Source organism: Bacillus sp. FSL E2-8900 (assembly GCF_037966225.1).
Classification (GTDB): Bacteria; Bacillota; Bacilli; order Bacillales; family Bacillaceae_G; genus Bacillus_A; species Bacillus_A cereus.
This window is the reverse complement of sequence record NZ_CP150193.1, coordinates 2,062,800-2,084,895: the sequence shown is the minus strand read 5'-3', so window position 1 is coordinate 2,084,895 and position 22,096 is coordinate 2,062,800. Positions and strand designations below refer to the sequence as shown.

Genomic DNA, 22,096 nt, shown 5'->3' with positions numbered 1-22,096 from the left:
GAGGGAATACCATGAGTGAAGAAAAAAAAGATTCTTCTCGCCCACCGGTTCGTAATTACTTAAAGCAAATTGATGATTTCTTCGAGCAAACACCTCTTCGCAATGTAATCGCTGATTTAAATCATTTTTTCCAAAAAGGAAACCGTTTATTAACATTCCCTGTAGATTTATATGAAGTTGGTGAAGAACTCGTTGTTACAGCTGAACTACCAGGTATACAAAAAGAACAAATCCAAATTGAAATACAAAGTGAATACTTAAAAGTCTCTGTAAAAGAAGAGATACTTGAAGAGGAAGAAGAACAAACATCCCATAACTATTATCGCCGAGAACGTTCCATTTCAGAAGCATCAAGATTGATTAAATTGCCGTATTCAATTAATAAAAAAGCGGCAAAAGCTTCTTATCAAAACGGCGTATTAGAAATTCGGGCGCCGAAACTTCCCCAGCAACATGACATTTTATCGATAGACTAATGCAAAAAAATAAGGGTGCTATGCACCCTTATTTTTAACCCACTAATCGCTTCATATCACGTATAATGTCTTCGTATGGCGTATTACTAATGCCACTATACTTTTTCATTACTTTTCCGTTTTGATCAATTAAATAAAATGATGTACCATGCATGACCTGACCGTTCTCCGGCTTATCTACAAGTGATTGGAAATTATCTTTTGAAAACTTTGTAATATCTTCTAACGAATACCCCGTTAATAAATTCCAGTTACTAGTATCCTCTGTAAACTTTTGAATAAAAGCTTTCAGATTTTCTGGCTTATCAAGGTCTGGATCTACACTAAATGAAACAAACTGAACGTCTAATTTCTCTTCTTTTGCCATCTTTTGAAGCTTGGCCATATTTGCAGTCATTGGTGGACAAACTGTCTGACAATTTGTGAACATAAAATCTGCAACCCAAACTTTCCCTTTTAAATCTTTTGTACCAAATTGCTTTCCATCTTGATTTGTAAATTGGAAGGTTTCTAAATCCCAATTTAATGGTTTACGAAGCTTTGAACCTGATTCACTACATCCAGCAAGTACAAAGAGACAAAATACAACCATAAGACCAATTATTTTTTGATAACGCTTCATTTATAAACCTCTTTTCTCTATCCTAAATTTAAATAGGTTATGTTTATAATAACAAAAGTTAACACTACGAGAAAATTGTTTACTACATTTGTTCACGAAATCGTACGAATTTACGTATGTTACTTCTTTATTTCAAGCGAATTACTAGACAAAATATATTTTTTTACTATTATTTCTATAAATAAAAGTGATAAAACTAATTTTATTGTTACTTTTGTAAATACCTCTCCCTATTTTTTAACAATTCCTTAAACATTAATCCATGTTTTACACTGTATTCCTTAACAACATTTCGGTACAATACAAATACAACGATTTTAAATGAGGTGATGTTCATGGCAAAGCGCTATGAAAATATGGATAATGTTAGTACAAAAAAATCAATTCGCTCTTTTTTACGCTGGCGTAAAGAACGAAAGCAAAACAAAAAAGATTTTTCTTTCTTAGTAGAACAATCACCCGTTAAACAAAGTGCATTTTTGCAAAGTAATGTTGAAAAAACGACTATCACATGGATTGGGCATTCCACTTTTCTTATCCAAACGAATGGACTTAATATATTAACAGATCCAGTATGGGCTAATAAATTAAAGCTAGTTCCAAGACTTACAGAACCTGGACTCTCTATAGAAGCACTACCTAAAATTGATATTGTCCTTATTTCACATGGTCATTATGATCATTTAGATTTTTCAACTCTTCGTCAGTTGAATGATGATGTTCTATATCTTGTACCTATTGGATTAAAAAAATTATTTACTCGTAAGAAATTTAAACATGTAGAAGAGTATAAATGGTGGGAAAGTACGATAATTAACGAAGTTTCTTTTCACTTCGTACCTGCTCAGCACTGGACGAGAAGATTCTTATTTGATATGAATACGTCTCACTGGGGTGGATGGATTATTGATAATGAAACGACTATGGAAACCATATATTTTTGTGGTGACAGTGGCTATTTCCAAGGTTTCAAAGAAATTGGTGAACGCTTTTTAATTGATATTGCTCTTATGCCCATTGGCGCTTATGAACCAGAATGGTTTATGAAAGTATCTCATGTTTCACCTGAAGAGGCCGTGCAAGCTTATTTAGACTTAAACGCTACGCATTTTATACCAATGCATTACGGAGCTTTTGCACTCGCCGATGAAACACCTCGTGAAGCAATAACTAGACTTCGAAATAATTGGAATTTGCGCATGTTACCGTGGGAACAACTGCATGTACTCTTTTTAGGTCAAACTTTTATTTATAGTAACGCAACAAATAATAAGCAAATAAACGAAAAAATTGAAACTTTACATGTGTAACGTAATGACTGATTTTCTATATCCAACATATAATATAGAAAATCCTATAGTGAAAATTTAATTAGTGGGTTTTCTTCATCCCCACTGATTATTTGCCTTCACCAATCAAGCTTTTACGGGCAGCCCGCTACCTAACCTCTTTGCTCCAGCTAAATTTGAGGTAGAGAGTTTTACTGTCCGCAAATAGCGGGATAAAGGGTGTTTTCTATGAATGAATATTTACAGACTCGCTATATCATTAGCGGTAGTGCCTGTGTAGCTCTTCTTATTTCTTACTTTCTATTTACATAAAAAAGCTACTTGAAATATATTTTCAAGTAGCTTTTTTATTACTCTGCTAAATACATAAATCCGATTGCGCCCGGACCTGTATGAGTACTAATAATAGGCGTTGTATAGAAAATTTCTGATTGAGCAAATCCACTCACTTTTTCAACCGCCGCTTTCATACTTTCAGCTAAAGGAATTGCTTTCGCATGCGGAATTGCAACAGCTTTTACGACTTTTCCAGCCGTATCTTGCTCAAATAACTTAGCTAATGTTTTTACAATTTGGCCTTGGCTACGAACTTTCGTTACAGGATTATAAACACCGTCTTCAAGACTAGCAATTGGCTTTATATTAAGTAGCGAACCGATAAACGCTTTTCCTTTACCGATACGTCCACCCTTCACTAAGTTTTCTAATGTATCCACTACTACATATAAACGAGTATTCTTTCTTACTTCATCTACACGTTTTAAAATTTCTTCTAGTGAGCGTCCGTCATTTGCCATTTTTGCAGCTTCAATTACTTGATATGCTAAAGCATGTGTAATAAATTGAGAATCAACAACTGTTACTTTTGTATCAGTCATTGATGCAGCGCTATTTGCAGTTGCTACAGTACCGCTCATTCCACTTGTCATATGGATAGAAAGGACTTCGCTTCCATCTTCCCCTAGCTTGTCATACATTTCTACAAATGTACCCATAGCTGGTTGTGATGTTTTTGGTAATTCCTCTGATTTAATCATTTCTTCAATAAATTCGTCAGGTTGTAAATCAACGCGATCTAAATATGTTTGTCCATTTACAGAGATTGATAATGGTAAAACATGAATGTCATACTTTTCGATTACGTCTTGTGATAAATCTGCCGTTGAATCTGTTACAATTTTAATTTTTTGCATACTATACTTCTTCCCTTTCCAATACGCTCTCCTTGTTATTATACTAGTATTCCCATTGCTTTCAACAATTTGGAACGAAATTTCATCAAATTAATTATATTTTCATATCTAAAATGAAAAAGACAGAGTTTACTAACCCTGTCCGTACTTCGTATCATGCATTTTTTTCAAGGGTATTTGTTTTATATACATTTAAATAATCATTCCACTTCAAACAATTTTGTAAATATTCACGGAAAGAATACGAAAATCTTGGGTGTTTTTGTTTTTGAATTTTTGCAATAAATAATTGAAGACGAGACTGAATTAGAAACGATAATGGATGCTGTGCCTGTAGGACAGGGATTTCAAATATTTTAATGCAATCCCCTGTTGAATGAGTGAAATAAAAACTTTTCGTAATCACAATATCAATCCTCTTTTTCATTGGATTTTTGAACTTCCTCTACTTTGCGCTGTAACACGTTGTTTAAAGTGGAGTAAAATCAGACTTATATGATTTCTGTAGTCCTTATGGCTAGAAGATTTATACTCTATTCATCTCCACCTAATTCACCTTCCCGTTCTAAATATCTCTGAGACGGGAATCTCATTATCCATCAATTGTTTAATACATTTAGTATAAGCTTATAAAAGCGCAAAGTTTGTCTAAATTTTGGAGATTCTATAATTTTTTTCTTCTATATATTGTATACGTTTATAGCTATAGTATAACAAATAAATAAAAAAGTGCCTTTATAACGAGGCACTTTTCGACTGCATTTCTTCTCTTTTCTTTTTCCTCTTACTAACAACCTTTGATAACGCAATACTTACTTCATAAATACAAATAAGCGGCACTGCAACTAAACTATGAGATAAAAAGTCTGGCGGTGATATACAAGATGCAATGATAATTAATGCTACGTAAGCATACCTTCTTATTTTTATTAAAAATTCCGCCGTAAGTATTCCAATACTAGTTAAAAACATTACAACGACTGGCAATTCAAAAATCACAGCAAATGGAACTGTTAAATTAAGTACAAAATGAAAATACTTTTCTGTCGTAAACATCGTATTAAACATTTCATTACCTATCGTAGTTAAAAAGTGAAATAGAAACGGCATTACAATAAAGTATCCAAAACATAAACCTGCGATAAATAATATAGACAATACCGGTATATACATTATTGTCATCTTTTGTTCATTTGGATGTAAACCCGGTTTTACAAATAACCAAATTTGTATAGCAGCAAAAGGAATTGTACAAACGATAGCAAATACTGTAGCAATCGAGAAAAAAATCCACAATACATCACTTGGACCGAGAACAGTTAATTTCATTGGTAAATCTTTTACAAGCCAAAAATAAATATCCTTTGTAAAAGTAAATCCAATAATTAAAAATAGTACAAAGGATAACACCGTATATATTACTCTTTTTCGAAGCTCAACAATATGTTCTACTACGCTCATTTCCCGATTTTCCATCTCGTTCACCACACTTTATTTATCCATTACAAGGAAAATACACTACATTTTTTCTTTCTTTTCCTTTTCTTGAAATGCGTCATCTGTCAATTCTTTCGTTGATTTTTTAAACTCTTTTAACGTTTCCCCTAAAGCCTTCCCGATTTCCGGCAATTTTTTAGGTCCAAATAAAATGAGTACTGCTACTAAAATTAAAATTAACCCTGGAAAGCCAATATTTGAAAACATTTCCCCATCCCCTTTATTAGTAGTTTCCTTGTCCTACTATTACATAATTTTATTTTGTCAAAAAAGTTTGAAAACGTCAACAAATCCATTGTCTTTTGTCAAAAAAATTCAAAAATATAATCAATTATACAAATTTCATTTTCTATTGCTCTTGTGTATGATATGGTAAGGGAAATGACATATTATTTTATGATAGTAGAAAGGATTTGCATTATGACTGAAAAAATGACACGAATGACCCAATTTGTAAAAGAAGAAATTGCAAATGCAATCACACATGGTATCGGTGCCATTTTAAGCATCCCTGCCTTAATCATATTGATTATTCATGCTTCTAAGCACGGTACCGCATCAGCCGTAGTTGCATTTACTGTTTATGGTGTAAGTATGTTCTTACTGTACTTGTTTTCAACATTGCTACATAGCATTCATCATCCTAAAGTAGAAAAAATATTTACTATTTTAGATCATTCAGCCATTTACTTATTGATTGCTGGCACGTATACTCCTTTTCTACTTATTACACTTCGTGGCCCATTAGGATGGACGTTGCTTGCTATAATATGGACACTAGCAATCGGAGGTATCGTCTTCAAAATTTTCTTTGTACGTCGCTTTATAAAGGCTTCAACTTTATGTTACATCATTATGGGATGGCTCATAATCGTTGCTATTAAACCACTTTATGAAAATCTAACTGGACATGGTTTTTCACTACTTTTAGCAGGTGGAATTTTATATTCTGTTGGAGCTATATTCTTCCTTTGGGAAAAGCTACCTTTCAACCATGCCATATGGCACCTGTTCGTTTTAGGTGGTAGTGCGATGATGTTCTTCTGTGTACTCTTTTATGTCTTACCTACAGCATAATAAAAAAGGATTCAGCTTACGATAAGCTGAATCCTTTTTTATTACTTATGTAATTGTGAGGCAATAACTTCCTGTGTATGCTTCGTTAATTCTTTAATATCCATATTCGCATAATCTTCAGGTGTAATCGGCTTAGAAATTGTTACTGTTGCATGAGCTGGCTTCATACGATTTCCATTCGCTTCAAACATCTTATATGTACCATCTAATGTTACAGGTAAAATTGCTACACCTGACTTTACTGCCAGATGAAAACTACCAGCCTTAAACTCTCCAACTTCGCCACCCTTACTTCTCGTTCCTTCAGGGAAAATTACGATAGAATGTCCATTCTTTAATAGTTCAATTCCATCTTTAATCGCTTGAAGAGATTGACGACGATCGCTACGATCCATAAATACACAATTCATCAGTTCCATCCAAGTTGGTACAACTGGGAACTTTTTAATCTCTGCTTTTGAAACGAATCCAATTGGTTTATTTAAGTAACCTAGTAAAACAGGGATATCCATATTACTTTGGTGATTACTTACAACTAGTACTGGCTTGTCTTTCGGAACATTTTCAAGTCCTTTCACTTCTACTGCCCCTCCAGCTACACGTACCATTTTCTTACCAAACCAATTTGTCGTTTTATACACAGCATTGTCTTTTTCTTTTGGCGCCATCGTATTTACTTGTCTTTTAAGACGCCACATTCTCGGTGTAATCGCAATTACGATTAAAATTAAATAAAAGATTTTAAAAAACGTTTGAATCATACAGAACCCCCACCTATTATCATTCCGACCTTCATTATACTAGACAAACGAAGGAAAAAGAAGAAAAAAAGTCCAAACAGCAAGTGTTCGGACTTTTTAAGCATTCTATATTAGAAACGTTTTGCTAATTCACGAGCATTAGCAATTGCTGCTTCTTTAATTTCTTGTGCTTTTTCAGGGTTTGCATTCATACCTTCAACTGCAATATATTCAGTATCATTTACACCGACAAATCCTAATACAGTCTTTAAGTGATTGCGACCGAAGTCTACAGCTGCGTATGCTCCTTCAGAATATACGCCACCTGTTGCTTGAATGTGAAGCGCTTTTTTACCTTCTAATAAGCCGACTGGACCATTTTCAGTATATTTGAATGTTTTACCTGCGATTGCTACGTTATCTAAGTATGCTTTTACTACTGGTGGATAGCTAAAGTTCCACATTGGAGTTACGAATACATAACGATCTGCATTCATAAATGTTTCTAAGTTTGTGTTCATTGCTGCTACTTTTTGTTGTTGAACTTCAGTTAAAGCTTCAAAGCCTTCACCTGCTGCAAATTTACCCCAAGCAGCAAATACATCTGCATCAATTGCTGGTACTGTAGTGTTGAATAAATCAATTGTTACAACTTCGTCTTGTGGATGTTCGTTTTTATAAGCTTCGATGAAAGCTTCCCCTACTGCCATTCCGAAAGAACCTTCTGCTGAATTTGGATTTGCTGTGATAAATAGTACTTTTGTCATTGTATTCTCTCCCTTTTTTCTCTTTATCTTTAATTCAAGATTTATTTTTCAAAAGTTAATAACTTACCTTATGTAAGTATAATACAAAAAGTTTTAATCAATGTCAATAAAAAATAGCTACTTTTTTTTCGTAAGTTAATGATTTACTTTGTTTCCTTAAAATTTAGTATACGGATATTACAAACTCTTTCATATAAATAGGCTACCTCTACAACTTATAGAGATAGCCTACTATTACATATTATTTTTGAAATACATGTTTTACTTTTTCAGCTGGAATATTACTTCCGCCTCTACCTTTTACATCTTCAATCATCATTGTAATGACCATATCTGGGGAATTTAAATCAAATGCAGCGAACCAACCTAGTTCTTTTCCTTCGGCCTCTTTTGATACTTTTAATTCCGCTGTACCTGTTTTTCCAGCAAGAGTCATGCCATCAATTTTAGCAATTTTCCCTGTACCATCTGGATCATTAATTACTTTCGTCATTGCAGTTTTTAATATATCCTGATTTCCTTTAGAAATTACATTTTCTTTCCAAGCTTTTGGTTGTTTATCTGTTTTAATAATATACGGTGACGGAATCGTTCCATCATTTACAATTGGCGCATACGTTAAAGCTAAATGAAGAGGAGTCATTAATACTTGTCCTTGTCCATATCCCGTATCTGCCATTTGAATATCATTTTTAATGCCGTCATTTGCAATTTTAGAAGCAGGGAATCCATATTCAATTGGTAGTTTCTCATCGAATCCGAATTTTTTTGCTTCACTCATAAACTTGTCTTTTCCGATTTTCAAAGCTTCTTGTGCGAAGTAAATATTATCCGAGTATTTCATCGCCTTATCAAGATCAATCGGATTTGCATCTTTCACACGCGTTACATAGTAATTACCCCAAGAAGAATCTTTTGTCCATTTTAATCCTTCAATTTTCAACTCTTCTTTTGGATCAATCGTTTTCGTTTCAAGACCAATTGCAGCTGTAATAGGTTTAAATACAGAACCTGGTACCGACAATTGTGTAAAGCGATTTGTCATTGGTTTTTTCGGATCATTATTCCAAGCTTCGCGTTGTGCCTTCGATGTCCCTCGTGCAATTATATTAGGATCATATGCTGGACTACTTACTAGTGCAATTGTTTCTCCACTTTTCGGATTAATTGCTGCACTTGAACCAGCTTCACCCTTCATTTCATTATACGTTTTTTCTTGAACAGCACTATCAATAGTTAAAGTTACATTTTCTCCATCAACAGCATCTGTTTTTGCCAAGTTTTTAATTTCTTTTCCTTGCGCATCTTCTACAAAGACACGGCCACCTTTTTTACCGCGTAACTTTTCCTCTAATACTTGCTCTAAACCAGTTTTCCCAACTGGGTCATCAGCTTGATAGCCTTTCTTTTGTAGCGTTTTTAAATCTTCAGCATTTACCTTTCCAATATAACCAGTCAGATGAGCTGCCGCTTCCCCTAACGGATATGTACGAACATTTACAGGTTTTGTTGAAACACCTGGTAAATCAATGTACGTATTTTGTGTTGCCCCTTCAGGCAAAATTCCAATTGGTACGAGATACCCTGGTTTTACCCATTTAGCAGCTAATTTTTGATCAATTTCTTCTACAGACATATTTAATAACTTCGCTACTGTTTCTTTCGTTTGCGGAGCAGTATCGCCTAACTTTTCAGGAATCAATCCGATTTCAGAAGCTTTCCCATTCGTTGCAAGACCTTTTCCATTACGATCGTATATTTCACCACGTTTTGGCTGTGTTGTCTGCATACGCACTTTACTATCTTTCGTCATGCCTGGGAAAATAAAATCAGGAGTCCAATCTATTTTCCAAGATTCTTTATCTCCATCTTTTTCTTTCACCATTTTTGCTTCATGACCAAATGTAATTTTACCACCAACTGTATCCATGCTTACTTTAAAAGGAACAGGGCCTTCATCTTTTTTATCTTCTTTTACTTCCCCTGTTTCTACCTTTAAGTCTTTCACTTCGATACCAGAATAAATTTTTTCATATTTCTCAGTAAACTCTTTCTTTGAAATATCTTTTTTTGCATTTTTTGATAGTTGATCATACATATCTGCAAATTTTTGTTTATTCCACGCTTTTACATATGTATCAAACGCTTCTTGTGGTTTTTCTTCTTTACCACATCCAACTAACATGAATGTTAAGCAAAGAAAAAGAATCCCCCATATCTTTCTCAATCGATTCTCCTCCTCTTTCTATATTAGTACTTTTGAAAATTTTAGCATTTTTACATGCTACCTATCATTATAGCACTATCGAATCTCATCTATAAACTTATATTGGTGAATATAAATAAAAAGATTGATGCGAATTCTCACATCAATCTTTTTTATTATTGTTGTTTCTCATATACATGGTAATAATACGTATATGGGTTTTTTTCATCCGTTAAACCTTTTTCTACAAAAATCTCTTTCCAATTTGTCATATCTATTTCTGGGAAGAATGTATCTCCTTCAAATGCATGATGGATTTTTGTTATATATAACTTGTCTACATAAGGTAAAAAGAGATCGTAAATTTGCGCTCCACCAAAAATAAAAATCTCTTCTTCATTTTTACATAGTTCAAACACTTCTTCTACAGAATGAACAACTTCACAGCCTTCAACATGATACCCTTCATTACGAGTTACAATAATATTACGTCTTCCAGGCAGTGGTCTACCAATCGCTTCATAGTTCTTTCTTCCCATAATAAGCGGGTGACCCATCGTTGTTTTCTTCACGTATTGTAATTCACTCGGTAAACGCCAAGGTAAATTATTATCTTTACCAATTACTCTATTTTCGTCCATAGCGACCATAAATGAAACAATCATTTTTTCATCTCCTCTACAATTATACTGCAACCGGTGCTTTAATTGCTGGATGCGGATCGTATCCTTCAATCGTTAAATCTTCCATTTCAAAATCGAAAACAGATTTCACATCTGGATTTAATGTAAGTTTCGGGAATGGACGTGGTTCACGTGCCAATTGCTTTTCTACTTGTTCAAAATGATTTGTATAAATGTGTGCATCACCAATTGTATGAACAAATTCTCCCACTTCAAGTCCGCATTCATGTGCAATTAAATGTGTTAGTAGTGAGTAACTTGCAATGTTAAATGGAATTCCAAGGAATATGTCACCACTTCTTTGATATAACTGACAAGAAAGCTTTCCATCTGCTACATAAAACTGGAATAGCGTATGACAAGGCGGTAAGGCCATACTTGGTACATCTTCTGGATTCCAAGCAGAAACGATTAAACGACGTGAGTCTGGTGTTTTTTTAATCATTTCAATTACATCTTTTAATTGATCAAGTGTCTCACCAGCTGTCGTTTTCCAAGCACGCCACTGTTTACCGTAAACGTCTCCTAAATAACCATATTTATTTGAGAACTCATCATCTTCTAAAACGTTCTTTTTAAACAATTCCATTTGCTCGTCGTACTGTACTTTAAATTCTTCATCTTGTTGTGAGCGAAGACCAAAATCAGTCATGTCAGGACCAGTATACTCATCACTTTCTACCCAGCTCTTAAAAGCCCATTCATTCCAAATGTTATTATTATGCTGCAATAAATAGCGAATATTTGTATCACCTTTCATAAACCAAAGCAGTTCACTTGCTACAAGGCGAAACGGTACTCTCTTTGTTGTTAATAAAGGAAAACCTTTACTTAGATCAAAACGCATTTGATATCCAAATACAGATACAGTGCCTGTCCCTGTACGGTCTTCTTTCTTCGTACCATGTTCCATTACATGGCGGCATAAATTTAAGTATTCATTTTCAGCATGTTTCATATGTAGGAAAACCTTCTTTCAATCGTATATGCAATTTATCATAACATGAAAAATGATAAATTTAATAATCCTAATTAATAAAATTTCTTGCGCTAATTCTTACAAAATTATTAACTTTCCGAATATAAAAAGGTTTTCATTTTCTATTACCGAAAGTATAGTGCGGTAGAACAAAATTTATATTTGGAGGTTAGAAGTATGTCTAAAATTGAAACGCCTGTTATGACTTCTTTACAAACAACGGTTGAAAAAATGATGAAGGATTTAAATGTTCCTGGTGCTGCTGTCGCTGTTATAAAAGACGGTGAAGTTATTATTTCAGAAGGTTTTGGCTATCGTAATATAGAAACAAAAGAGGCTGTTACACCGAATACTCGATTCGCAATCGGTTCCTCAACGAAAGCATTTGGCACACTTTCATTAAGCTTGTTAGCACAGCAAAAAAAGTTTAATTGGGATACCCCTATCCAGTCTTATATACCTAACTTTACTTTATCTGAACTACTTGCTAGCTCACAAGTTACAGGACGGGATTTAGCTTCTCATCGAACTGGAGTGAGTCGTCATGAGGCTCTTTGGTACAGTTCTTCCTTATCTCGAAAAGATCTCGTTGAAAAAATAAAACATTTACCACTTGATGCACCGTTCCGGACTGCATTTCTATATAACAACTTAATGTATGCAACAATTAGCTACATTGTTGAAAACATTACAAATCAAACGTGGGAGCAGTACACTACAGAACATATTTTAGAACCTTTAAATATGAGACATACAAACTTCTCTGTTAACGATTCACAAACTACAGATGATTATGCTTTACCTTACATTGAAAATGACGGTGAAATAAAAGCAGTTCCATTCCGTAACATCGATACAGTTGGCGCTGCTGGGTGTATTAATTCCACAATTGAAGATATGGCACATTGGGTACTTCTCCACTTAAATGAAGGAAAATTTGGAGATCATGAATTAATCTCCTCTGAATTATTACAACAAATGTATACACCACACAATTCAATTCCAGACCAACCGGTTTTATCACTCCCTGAATCTCCATTAAATAGTTACGGTCTTGGTTGGTTTATTAGCGCTTATCGTGGTAAAAAAGTGATTCATCATGGCGGTAATATCGATGGATTTTCAGCGCTTGTTTCATTCATACCAACAGAAAACATAGGCCTTGTCATTTTAACGAATGCTGGAGGAACATTACTTCCTACTTATCTCGCTAATCAAATTTATGACGAACTACTTGAATTAGAATCCATTGATTGGCATAAACGTGCTGTAGAAGATACTAAAAAAATGAAGGAAATGATGAAAGAAGCAACTGAATCCCTCCCTGAACAAATTAAAGGGACTACACCTTCGCACAAGTTAGAGGATTATACTGGTACTTTTGAACATCCTGCATACGGAACATTACAAGTATACAAACGAGATGATTCGTTATATGCACAATTTATGGAAATGGATATTCAATTAGGGCATCATCATTACGACATCTTCTCTGCAAAAGTTGACTTATTCCAAATGAAAATGAGCTTATTATTCGCTTATGAAATGAATGTAAGTGGTGAATTCCCATCCCTTCAGTTACATGTACCAGCTACATTAAGTACTCAGCCGCTTACATTTAAGAAAATTAAATAAGTATTTTGATGGTAAAAAATAAAGGTAGGTGCGAATCACACCTACCTTTTCTATTTCATATCAATCTTATCTGGTTGAAACCAAATTGGCTTCGATAACTCAAAGTTATTATGATCCTCTAAAACTATAGTAAGACGCTCTAACATATCCTCTAACATATGCGGTGCTGCTCGTAATGTCCAGACAACTGAGGAGAAAACTGTCATGCCAACGTACACTGTGTATAATTTCCAGAACTCCTCTGGTATTTTCCTATTAAAGTATCCTTCTATTTGTCCGATTGAATACGGAATACTAATGTCCCTTGCAAACAGTGCAATTTTCACAAAATCATGAAGTGGGTCGCCCCAGTCGTAGCCATTAAAATCAACAACACCTACATATTTTCCATCCCGTACAATTATATTTTCTAAATGAAAATCATCGTGTTGAAATCGATTTGGGCGGTTCTTTAAAGATATTTCATTTTCTTCAATAAACTTTATGATTTTATCATCATTTTTTATGTTTATTCCACATGTTTTATATGCCTCTAAATATTTACTATGTTTTTTCATTGCTCTTTCATACCATGGAAGTATATTATTAGGAGCTTCATATGTATGCATTTTTGCTAAATCTTTTCCTGCCTCTATACCAATATCATATTGTTCTTTTGGTGAATACGTAGGCAATAGCTTCTTCGCATCCTCCCCTTCTAAATATGAAAAAATGCCATAGCATAAACCTTCTTCTGCCAACAAACCCATTTCAATTGGTTTTTGTGCTTGCACACTACGATTTTGCATTTCATTTAAAATTTGAAACTCTATTTTCTTTCTTTCATACTCTTTTATATCGCCTGTCCGCAATAAATATTTTTCATTATTCGTACTCGTAATTATATATTTCTTATCAGGCGAAAAACCTTTAGAAATTTCTTTAATATCCACTGCATCTTTTACTATTTGTATATTATTTTGCCATGCTGTAATTATCTTCATATCTATTCCCCTTACATTTCTGCATTTGGTGTATAGGCAACTTCTACAATAAATCCATTCGGATCGTAAAAATCAATCGTATAATAACCTTCCGAATAATGATCCATTTCAATTGGACCACGTATTACCTTGACTTTCGTACTAGAAAGAAAATCTGCTACTTCATCAACTACTTCTCTATGAATAGCTTGATAACAAATATGTCTAGGCCCTAACGTCCTTACAATTTCCTCATCTACTTCTTTAAAGTATATTTCACTTTCTCCTGTGCTATATGCTACTTCATTTAACTTTCTCCACCCAATTATGGAAAACAACTTATTATAAAAAGAAATGGATTCCTCTAAATTTGCTACCCAAAATTCAATATGATGAATGCCTGCTCGCAGTGTATTCATATTAAGAATACGCTCCTTGTACTACTTGCACAATTTCCATCGGCTTATGAACCATGTAATCTGGTGCATCTTTTTTCACTGTTTCAATAACATCATATCCCCAAGATACCCAAATTACGTTCACTCCAGCCTTTTTACACGCTGCTACGTCTCGCTGTTCATCACCGACATATAACATATCTTTCTCTGTTATTTTTTTTGATTTCAAAAATCTTTTTATCATTTTATCTTTACCAAACAAATTTTTAGAACAATACACTTCTTGAATATTTTCGATACCATTCTTGTGTAAAAACGCCCGAATATGCTCTTCTGAGTTCGATGATATGACTGCAATTCCGTAGCCTTTTTTATGTAGTTCATCTAATACTTCTTTCATCCCATGGAACAAAACGAGATTTTTTATAGCAGGCTGATATAATTTATAAAATTCCAACGCTAATATCGGTAGTTTATACAGTGGTACATTAAGTTGTTTACATCTCTCTGGCATCGTTAATTTACGTAAATGTTCAATTTCGTCTTCCTTTACTGCTTTATACCCATGTTTTTCAGCAAGTTGATTATAAATCGGTACAAATATATTTTGTGAATCTACTAATGTGCCATCAAAGTCAAAAACAATATATTTTTGCATTCCCATACTCCCTTTGCTTCTTTTTTCTAAACCTATGTTATTCAACAACATAGTTGTCTGTCCCTTCTATAAAAATAAAAAAGAACAAGATTTTCTCTTGTTCTTTTTAAGACAACCATTTCGGTGGTACATTCGTATTCCAATAAATATTTCCTAACTCATGATGTCCAGAGTATCCATCATCAAAACGGTGGTAATGGAAATTAAAATAATAACCATCTTGCGGTGGATGATCTCTTCTTACATGGAAACGCAATAAATCATTTCCAGATTTCGTATCGTAGACGTGAAAAATCTTCTCATTATTTCCACCAGCTGGTTTTTGAGAAATCGCTAATGATTGTAGTGAATCTTCTGGTACATCACTAGCAAGCTCAGCAATTGCCTCTTCAATTTTCGGTAATATTACATCTTTAAACTCATCTTCAATTACTGGACCAATTTTAGTACCAAACTTTTGCATCGACTGCTTCTCTGCTTCTTGCATTGCATAAGTAATAAAAGTATCGGTGGTTAACCTGTCATTCGTTTCTTCATATGTATAGGACGTGCTCTCCAAACTTTGTTGCCCAGCTGTGCTCGTAGGCTTGTCCGCAGCTTTGGCATTATCAAGTAATATGGAAGGAGGCGTCACTAAACCAAATGTAAACACGGTAATTAATGCGACTAAGGTTTTTCTAAACCAATTTGGCATTTATGTTCCCTCCCCTTTCACTCATTATTTTTTATATAACGGTGGTTTCTTCTATTATACAAAATGATTGTAATTTTTGCACTTTACATTTTTGTTAACGTTCACATATTTTTCACTTGAATATGAAATTGTAAGATTTCATACAATAAAAATACAACAACAATAAGGAGGCGATCAGATGACTTTAGATGTCATGTATTCCGCCGCAAGTATACTCGTTTTAGTATATTTTATTTATCAATGTGTTACAGACTAGAAAAAGAGCCGTCAATGGCTCTTTTTTAATGGTACAAATACAATCCATACAATTAATAAAATAAAAACAACGCTGCCTACCACAGCTGGCAATAAATAAAACTGTGAAAGTATAACTATTCCATATAAAAGTATTGCTGGTAGTAATAAATAACGATCTGCCTTCCATCTTAACAATAGTAATTTCCCTTCATCACAATATAAACGAAGAAACATCTTATTCGTAAATTCATTCCAATAATCACGTGCATAGCGAGAAATTGCAACTACAGCAAATACGAGAACAATAGCTGCAATCCACCTTGGAGTCATAATTATACTTGCAGTACTGATACATACAATTTGAATATAAAATATTCGTGCAGTACTTGTACGGAAAAATTCTTTCAAAAAAGATTCGACAATACGAGAATCAGCTTTTTTCCCTAAAAGTCTTTTAGAGCGCGGAAACATCCACGGTTTTTTATTCGAACTACTCGGTTTAGCCGCATGACCACCAACTTGCATAATTCCGCTCGTCCAGCGCATGCTTTCCTCCTTTTCTTTCTCGATTTCTTTAAAAAAGAACTTTTTATAATTCATTTTCTCTTTTACTAATACACTACTTAAGAAAATTACTAGACCGATAAATAAAATTGAATACAACGGATTTTTATAAATAAAAAATAAACTAATTCCAAAAAAGGACACGCTCATAGAAAATACTACATTTTTTACAATCCATAAAATCCATCGTTTCCCCACATGTACATGAACAAATCTCGTTAACAACGACAACATAAATCGAAATATAGTAAAGAATACCCAAAATAATAGGACTTGTATCTCTGTTACTTCGATACTTTTCATCAACACCGGTAACATAATAACGACTACTATTATATTCGTTATCGCTATTCGAACAACTGTGTACATCATGCCATACTGGACTAATTTTCGCATATGTGTTGCATACGAAATTAAAAATAAACTATCCGCTTGCTCAAAAAATGAACGAACTCCTCTTGGATATGTTACTAAATAAAATGCGAGTAATCCTAATCCGAAATACATCGTCTCTTCCGTTGATAATTCATTTATCCATAGCGATCGATAATAGATTCCCATAAATATAAGTGCTGGAATAATAATATATAATGCGACTGTCCAATCTGTTACCGAACATATAGACTTCCATTTCCGCTGGAGTTCATGGCGTAATCTCTTATAAAATTGTTGTTTAATCATGTTGTTCACGCCTTACAATTACATCAAAGCAGTCTAATAATGAACTACCCGGCATTTCCGCTAATATTTGAATAGATTCTAAATGTCCATCTGCGACTAATGTACCTTGTGAAATGAGTAAAAATCTTTCACAAATTTTTTCAGCAGTATCTAATACGTGCGTACAAAGTAAAATTCCTGCCCCGCGCTCTTTTTCTTTATATAAATAATTTAAAAACTCTTTCGTAGCTACTGGATCTAAACCGATATAAGGTTCGTCAATGATATAAAAATCTGGCTCAGTTAAAAACTCCAATATTAGCATAGATTTTTGTTTCATGCCTTTTGAAAACTTTGATAAATACTCATGTTTATGCTTATTCATTCGAAAAGTATGTAATAATTGTTCCGCTCGTTCTTCGCAACTTCCCATTTCACTTCCACGAGCTGCCATTAATAATTCAATATGTTCCCAGAGCGTCAAGTAATCATAGTATGTTGGATGTTCTGGTACGTATGCATACGGATTTTTCTTTTCACCGAATGATATTTCACCGTCCATATTTACAAGTAATCCGAGTATCGTTTTAATCGTCGTACTTTTCCCAGCACCATTCGCTCCAATAAGAGTAACTAGTTCACCTTTTTCGATAGAAAAAGCTATATCATGAATTGTTTTTTCGCCTATTTCATATCCAGCTGAGCGGATATTTACTTCTAACATGTATTTCCCCTCTTTCCATTTCTAATACAATCAAGGAAAATAACAACATATAATTATCTATATATTATTATAAAATATTTATTTTCATAGCAGGAAAAAACATTTTTTAACAGAATATTAAATGTTTGATTACATTTTATTGGAGTTGATAATATGTCTTTTCAAATTCGTGAAGCAACGATAGATGATATAGACGCACTTTGTTCTTTAACGAAAGAATTAAAAGGTTCCTCTATTTCCTATGAAGATATGAACAACCGCCTACAATTCGTACAAATGAGTCCGTTTGATTTTTTATATGTTTACGAGGAAGAAGAATCTATATTTGGATTACTTGGATTTCGTATACGTGAAAATTTAGAAGATGTAACACGTTATGGAGAGATTTCAATTATTAGCGTTGATTCTAACATACGACGGAAAGGCATTGGACAAGTTTTGATGGATTATGCCGAGCAATTAGCAAAGAAACATAATTGCATTGGCACATGGCTAGTTAGTGGAACAAAAAGAGTAGAAGCTCATCCTTTTTACAAAAAATTAGGTTATGAAGTAAATGGCTACCGATTTGTAAAATATTTTTAAACTACTTTATAAAGTGAAGGGACTATAACTATGACAAACATTAAAGCAATTTTCATTGATCGTGACGGTACAATTGGTGGTGACACTACAATACATTATCCAGGATCCTTTACATTATTTCCATTCACAAAAACATCCTTGCAAAAACTAAAAGCTAAAAATATAAAAATTTTCTCTTTCACAAATCAACCCGGTATCGCAGATGGAATAGCAACTGTAGCCGATTTTGTACAAGAATTAGAAGGCTTCGGTTTTGATGATATTTATGTATGTCCTCATAAACACGGTGATGGTTGTGAATGCCGTAAACCAAGTACAGGCATGCTGCTTAAAGCAGCAAAAAAACATGGACTTAATTTAACACAATGTGCTGTAGTTGGTGATCGTTGGACTGATATTGTTGCAGGAGCAAAAGTAAATGCGACTACGATTCTAGTCCGAACAGGCGCTGGGTATGATGCTTTGCATACGTACCGAGACAAATGGGCACATATTGAACCAAACTACATTGCAGATAACTTTGAAGATGCAACAAACTGGGTTTTAAATCAACTATAATACAAATGAAAATTTTGATTCACCCGAAATAATTTAAAACATAGTTAAAATAGCCTTTTTGGCAAATAATTGTATTCCACAAAACAGATCACCTCAAAAGGTAGCAAGTTCCCTTTTGATACGCAAACATTGCAATTCAAATTATATTTTTTATTAGTAACAGCAATTAACGTAAAGAAGGAATAGCTTAGTGGCTATCCCTTCTTTATTGACTTCTATTATTTACATTTGTTATCTGTTTTTATTGAGTATTCTCATCGTTTTTATACTCCAAAATATCCCCTGGCTGACACTCCAAAGCTTTACATATCGCTTCTAATGTTGAAAAACGAACCGCTTTTGCTTTCCCATTTTTCAAAATAGAAAGATTCGCCATCGTAATTCCAACCTTCTCCGAAAGCTCCGTTACACTCATTTTTCGTTTTGCTAACATGACGTCAATATTAATAATGATTGTCATATCCGCCACCTCAGACCGTCAAATCATTTTCTGATTTTATGTGAATTGCTTCTTGTAGAAGTCGTTGGAGGATAGCAGCAAAAACGGCGATAACGAGCGAAGCAAAAACGATAATGAGTCCCACTAGCCCAATAGGAGGGTCCATTTTTTTCGCTATAAAATGAAAAAGTGGCAAACTTAATACATACAAACCACTGATTGTAATTGCACAGCGCTTTATATTCTTTAACGCCTTTACTGATAATTCCGAGAACGCTGTGTTCTCATCAATGTACTGTAAAAGATTGAAAGCCTGATAAAGAGCAACGTAAAAAGGCACAGCTGCTCCATACATCACAATGAAAACAAGATATTTCATCGGAGCAATATTAGGATACAAATTTGCTGCGAAATTCGCCATTTCCGGCACTAAAAATATGCATAAAGCAAGTACTGAAATTCCAGCAAGAAAAATAATTACTTTTAAGAACGTTGTTGAACTTCGTTTAAGATTCATTTACAATACCTCACTTATTTAATGGCAACATAATTTTATCACAACATTTATTGTTTAACAATAAATAAATATCGTTTTATTTTTGTCATGTTTTTTAATTTAGGCAAAAATAAAAAAGAATTTCTCATTACAAAGAAATTCTTTTTCTTGAAAATGCCTCTTTCAACTTAATTTTTTAAAACGTTAATTCGTAATGGAAATAACGATTATCTCTCAAATAGCCATTTTCAGCGTATAATCGTTGTGCTGATAAATTATCAATCTCTGTTTGCAATTTTACACCTTTTGCTCCATTTTCTAATGCGTATTCTTTAGCAGCTTCTAATAATTTTTTACCTGTTCCGGCTCCACGCTTCGCCGCTTGTACAAATAAATCATTTAAAATCCATAATTCTTTCATTGAAATGGAAGAAAATGATGGATATAGTTGCGTGAATCCAATATATTCGCCGCCTTCAACTGCTACGAAAATAACGGACTCTTTTTTCTCAATTCGATTTCGTAAAAATACTTTTGCACCTTCTAAATCAGAATCCTGCCTATAAAACATGCGATAGTTATTAAAAACTGATGCTAGTCCCTCTAAATCTGCAATTGTTGCCTCATATATTCTCATTTTACTCCATTCCCCTTCCAATACTGTCTCATTATATCCGTTGCCCATTTAGGCTGGTGTATTTCTTCTTTCGGCATAAACTCTTTCATTATTGGTTTTATATCCAATATAGGAGTACCATTAATAGCATCTAATCCCTCAACAATAATTGATTTACCTTCTCTTTTGATCACCTTTACAATTATTACACCTATGCGATTCGGGCGATTTTTTCCGCGCTGTGCAAAAATACCTACTTCAGGATAATCCTTATTATTTCTAGGATGTCTAGCAAAATACTGAATTTGCTCGTCAGTTACTTTATGAAAATAAAAAACAACTTCAATATGAGAAAAATCTTCAATCCCTTGTATACTTTCTTCTGCATACATTTCAGTTAAAGTTATACGGGATCTTACTTCTCCCCACTCATCATCTTTTATTTCCTTTCTTTCATTATGTACAAATGCGATTGGTTGAACTGAAAACATACGCATTCCCCCTTAAATGTAACCACTTACATTATAAAATATTTTCTGAATGTTTTCCAGATATACGAATTAAGTTTACATAATATAATTATAATCTATTTATCTAAAGCTACCTTGACTGCTTCAATTGCATGTATATGGGTCGTATCAAATATCGGGACTGATACGTTTTCTTGCTTTATTAATAAACCTATTTCCGTACAACCTAATATAATTCCTTGTGCTCCTTCTTGTACTAATTCTTCTATAACCCTTTTATAATACTCTCTAGATTGAACTACTATTTTTCCTAAACATAATTCTGTATATATTACTTCGTTTACTTTTTCTCTATTTGTTCCTGATGGTACTATTATTTTTATATCATGCTCTTCAATACGTGACTTATAGAAATCTTGCTCCATTGTATATTTAGTTCCAAGCAGACCAACCTTTTGAATGTCTTTTCTTTTAATTTCTTTTGCAGTTGCATCAGCAATATGTAAGACTGGAATATCAATTTTCGCCTTTATTTTTCCAACTACCTTATGCATTGTATTTGTACAAATGATTATAAAGTCTGCTCCCCCCTTTTGTAATGAATATGCCGCATTCCCTAGAATTTCTCCAGCACCATCCCAATCTCCGCTAGACTGACATCGTTCAATCTCTTCAAAATCCACACTATTAATCAAACATTTTGCTGAATGTAGCCCTCCTAATCTCTCTTTTATTTCTTCATTAATAATTCGATAATATTCAGAAGTTGATTCCCAACTCATACCACCTATAAGACCTATCGTTTTCATATAAACACCTACCTAAACTATTTTTATAAAACTAATAACAATGTTTTATTATGTATATTATA

27 protein-coding genes are annotated in these 22,096 nt (G+C 33.6%); 6 read left to right on the top strand and 21 right to left on the bottom strand.

Annotated elements, in window-relative coordinates; genetic code table 11:
- Positions 1-11: 11 nt before the first annotated feature.
- Positions 12-476: an Hsp20/alpha crystallin family protein gene (locus NST90_RS10800; protein ID WP_001288085.1), complete on the top strand. Its 465-nt coding sequence runs from the start codon at positions 12-14 to the stop codon at positions 474-476.
- Between the two features lie 34 nt (positions 477-510).
- Here NST90_RS10800 and NST90_RS10795 read toward each other — a convergent pair whose 3' ends face one another.
- The gene (locus NST90_RS10795) at positions 511-1,098 is read right to left on the bottom strand and encodes an SCO family protein (RefSeq protein ID WP_000833335.1); all 588 of its coding nucleotides are present in this window, start codon (positions 1,096-1,098) and stop codon (positions 511-513) included.
- Positions 1,099-1,433: 335 nt separating this feature from the next.
- On the opposite strand from NST90_RS10795, the gene NST90_RS10790 reads away from it, so the two are divergent.
- Complete coding sequence (locus tag NST90_RS10790) at positions 1,434-2,408, top strand: MBL fold metallo-hydrolase (RefSeq protein WP_001129630.1); 975 nt, start codon at positions 1,434-1,436, stop codon at positions 2,406-2,408.
- Positions 2,409-2,737: 329 nt separating this feature from the next.
- Here the strand turns inward: NST90_RS10790 and NST90_RS10785 are convergent, their stop codons facing one another.
- From NST90_RS10785 to NST90_RS10770, 4 genes are all read right to left on the bottom strand, one after another.
- A complete protein-coding gene (locus tag NST90_RS10785) occupies positions 2,738-3,580 on the bottom strand; it encodes a DegV family protein (RefSeq protein ID WP_001169470.1) in 843 nt (280 codons plus the stop codon).
- Positions 3,581-3,734: 154 nt separating this feature from the next.
- Positions 3,735-3,986, bottom strand: coding sequence for a DUF2535 family protein (locus NST90_RS10780; RefSeq protein ID WP_000629012.1), 252 nt, complete (start codon positions 3,984-3,986; stop codon positions 3,735-3,737).
- Between the two features lie 329 nt (positions 3,987-4,315).
- The gene (gene tatC, locus NST90_RS10775) at positions 4,316-5,056 is read right to left on the bottom strand and encodes a twin-arginine translocase subunit TatC (RefSeq protein WP_000431523.1); all 741 of its coding nucleotides are present in this window, start codon (positions 5,054-5,056) and stop codon (positions 4,316-4,318) included.
- Between the two features lie 42 nt (positions 5,057-5,098).
- A complete protein-coding gene (locus tag NST90_RS10770) occupies positions 5,099-5,284 on the bottom strand; it encodes a twin-arginine translocase TatA/TatE family subunit (protein WP_000492443.1) in 186 nt (61 codons plus the stop codon).
- A gap of 213 nt (positions 5,285-5,497) precedes the next feature.
- Between NST90_RS10770 and NST90_RS10765 the strand changes: the two genes are divergently transcribed.
- The gene (locus NST90_RS10765; protein WP_000136889.1) at positions 5,498-6,154 is read left to right on the top strand and encodes a hemolysin III family protein; all 657 of its coding nucleotides are present in this window, start codon (positions 5,498-5,500) and stop codon (positions 6,152-6,154) included.
- Between the two features lie 41 nt (positions 6,155-6,195).
- Here NST90_RS10765 and NST90_RS10760 read toward each other — a convergent pair whose 3' ends face one another.
- From NST90_RS10760 to NST90_RS10740, 5 genes are all read right to left on the bottom strand, one after another.
- Positions 6,196-6,915 carry a lysophospholipid acyltransferase family protein gene (locus tag NST90_RS10760; RefSeq protein WP_000616577.1) on the bottom strand — a complete coding sequence of 240 codons (720 nt, stop codon included), beginning with the start codon at positions 6,913-6,915 and terminating at the stop codon, positions 6,196-6,198.
- 110 nt (positions 6,916-7,025) lie between these two features.
- Positions 7,026-7,661 (bottom strand): FMN-dependent NADH-azoreductase, encoded by a 636-nt coding sequence (locus NST90_RS10755; protein ID WP_000170025.1) that lies wholly within the window; start codon positions 7,659-7,661, stop codon positions 7,026-7,028.
- 241 nt (positions 7,662-7,902) lie between these two features.
- Positions 7,903-9,888: a penicillin-binding protein 3 gene (gene pbpC / locus NST90_RS10750; RefSeq protein WP_283748185.1), complete on the bottom strand. Its 1,986-nt coding sequence runs from the start codon at positions 9,886-9,888 to the stop codon at positions 7,903-7,905.
- 155 nt (positions 9,889-10,043) lie between these two features.
- Positions 10,044-10,532, bottom strand: coding sequence for a dihydrofolate reductase (locus tag NST90_RS10745; protein WP_000637205.1), 489 nt, complete (start codon positions 10,530-10,532; stop codon positions 10,044-10,046).
- Positions 10,533-10,551: 19 nt separating this feature from the next.
- Positions 10,552-11,508 carry a thymidylate synthase gene (locus NST90_RS10740; protein ID WP_000679609.1) on the bottom strand — a complete coding sequence of 319 codons (957 nt, stop codon included), beginning with the start codon at positions 11,506-11,508 and terminating at the stop codon, positions 10,552-10,554.
- A 198-nt stretch (positions 11,509-11,706) separates the two neighbouring features.
- On the opposite strand from NST90_RS10740, the gene NST90_RS10735 reads away from it, so the two are divergent.
- A complete protein-coding gene (locus NST90_RS10735) occupies positions 11,707-13,164 on the top strand; it encodes a serine hydrolase (protein ID WP_000034343.1) in 1,458 nt (485 codons plus the stop codon).
- Between the two features lie 50 nt (positions 13,165-13,214).
- Here NST90_RS10735 and NST90_RS10730 read toward each other — a convergent pair whose 3' ends face one another.
- The 6 genes from NST90_RS10730 to NST90_RS10705 form a co-directional block, all read right to left on the bottom strand.
- The gene (locus tag NST90_RS10730) at positions 13,215-14,147 is read right to left on the bottom strand and encodes an aminoglycoside phosphotransferase family protein (RefSeq protein WP_000692085.1); all 933 of its coding nucleotides are present in this window, start codon (positions 14,145-14,147) and stop codon (positions 13,215-13,217) included.
- A gap of 11 nt (positions 14,148-14,158) precedes the next feature.
- Positions 14,159-14,545, bottom strand: coding sequence for a VOC family protein (locus NST90_RS10725; protein WP_001094666.1), 387 nt, complete (start codon positions 14,543-14,545; stop codon positions 14,159-14,161).
- A gap of 1 nt (position 14,546) precedes the next feature.
- The gene (locus tag NST90_RS10720) at positions 14,547-15,182 is read right to left on the bottom strand and encodes an HAD family hydrolase (protein WP_025687389.1); all 636 of its coding nucleotides are present in this window, start codon (positions 15,180-15,182) and stop codon (positions 14,547-14,549) included.
- Between the two features lie 106 nt (positions 15,183-15,288).
- Positions 15,289-15,876, bottom strand: coding sequence for a YpjP family protein (locus NST90_RS10715; protein WP_001134421.1), 588 nt, complete (start codon positions 15,874-15,876; stop codon positions 15,289-15,291).
- 267 nt (positions 15,877-16,143) lie between these two features.
- Entirely contained in the window at positions 16,144-17,358 is a 1,215-nt protein-coding gene (locus NST90_RS10710) for an ABC transporter permease (RefSeq protein WP_048558272.1), read from the bottom strand.
- Positions 17,351-18,061 carry an ABC transporter ATP-binding protein gene (locus NST90_RS10705; RefSeq protein ID WP_048558271.1) on the bottom strand — a complete coding sequence of 237 codons (711 nt, stop codon included), beginning with the start codon at positions 18,059-18,061 and terminating at the stop codon, positions 17,351-17,353. The genes NST90_RS10710 and NST90_RS10705 overlap by 8 nt, the downstream gene beginning before the upstream one ends.
- 153 nt (positions 18,062-18,214) lie before the next feature.
- On the opposite strand from NST90_RS10705, the gene NST90_RS10700 reads away from it, so the two are divergent.
- Positions 18,215-18,646 (top strand): GNAT family N-acetyltransferase, encoded by a 432-nt coding sequence (locus tag NST90_RS10700; RefSeq protein ID WP_006925122.1) that lies wholly within the window; start codon positions 18,215-18,217, stop codon positions 18,644-18,646.
- Between the two features lie 30 nt (positions 18,647-18,676).
- Positions 18,677-19,204 carry an HAD-IIIA family hydrolase gene (locus NST90_RS10695; protein WP_000181785.1) on the top strand — a complete coding sequence of 176 codons (528 nt, stop codon included), beginning with the start codon at positions 18,677-18,679 and terminating at the stop codon, positions 19,202-19,204.
- Positions 19,205-19,445: 241 nt separating this feature from the next.
- Here NST90_RS10695 and NST90_RS10690 read toward each other — a convergent pair whose 3' ends face one another.
- From NST90_RS10690 to NST90_RS10670, 5 genes are all read right to left on the bottom strand, one after another.
- Complete coding sequence (locus NST90_RS10690; RefSeq protein ID WP_000152534.1) at positions 19,446-19,664, bottom strand: helix-turn-helix transcriptional regulator; 219 nt, start codon at positions 19,662-19,664, stop codon at positions 19,446-19,448.
- Between the two features lie 10 nt (positions 19,665-19,674).
- Positions 19,675-20,160 carry a DUF2975 domain-containing protein gene (locus tag NST90_RS10685; RefSeq protein ID WP_006925119.1) on the bottom strand — a complete coding sequence of 162 codons (486 nt, stop codon included), beginning with the start codon at positions 20,158-20,160 and terminating at the stop codon, positions 19,675-19,677.
- A gap of 175 nt (positions 20,161-20,335) precedes the next feature.
- On the bottom strand, positions 20,336-20,776 hold the full coding sequence (locus NST90_RS10680) for a GNAT family N-acetyltransferase (protein WP_001223881.1): 441 nt from the start codon (positions 20,774-20,776) through the stop codon (positions 20,336-20,338).
- A complete protein-coding gene (locus tag NST90_RS10675; protein ID WP_048558270.1) occupies positions 20,773-21,246 on the bottom strand; it encodes an SAM-dependent methyltransferase in 474 nt (157 codons plus the stop codon). Before NST90_RS10675 ends, NST90_RS10680 begins: the two co-directional genes overlap by 4 nt.
- Positions 21,247-21,341: 95 nt before the next feature.
- A complete protein-coding gene (locus tag NST90_RS10670; RefSeq protein ID WP_000848568.1) occupies positions 21,342-22,034 on the bottom strand; it encodes an aspartate/glutamate racemase family protein in 693 nt (230 codons plus the stop codon).
- Positions 22,035-22,096: the final 62 nt, after the last annotated feature.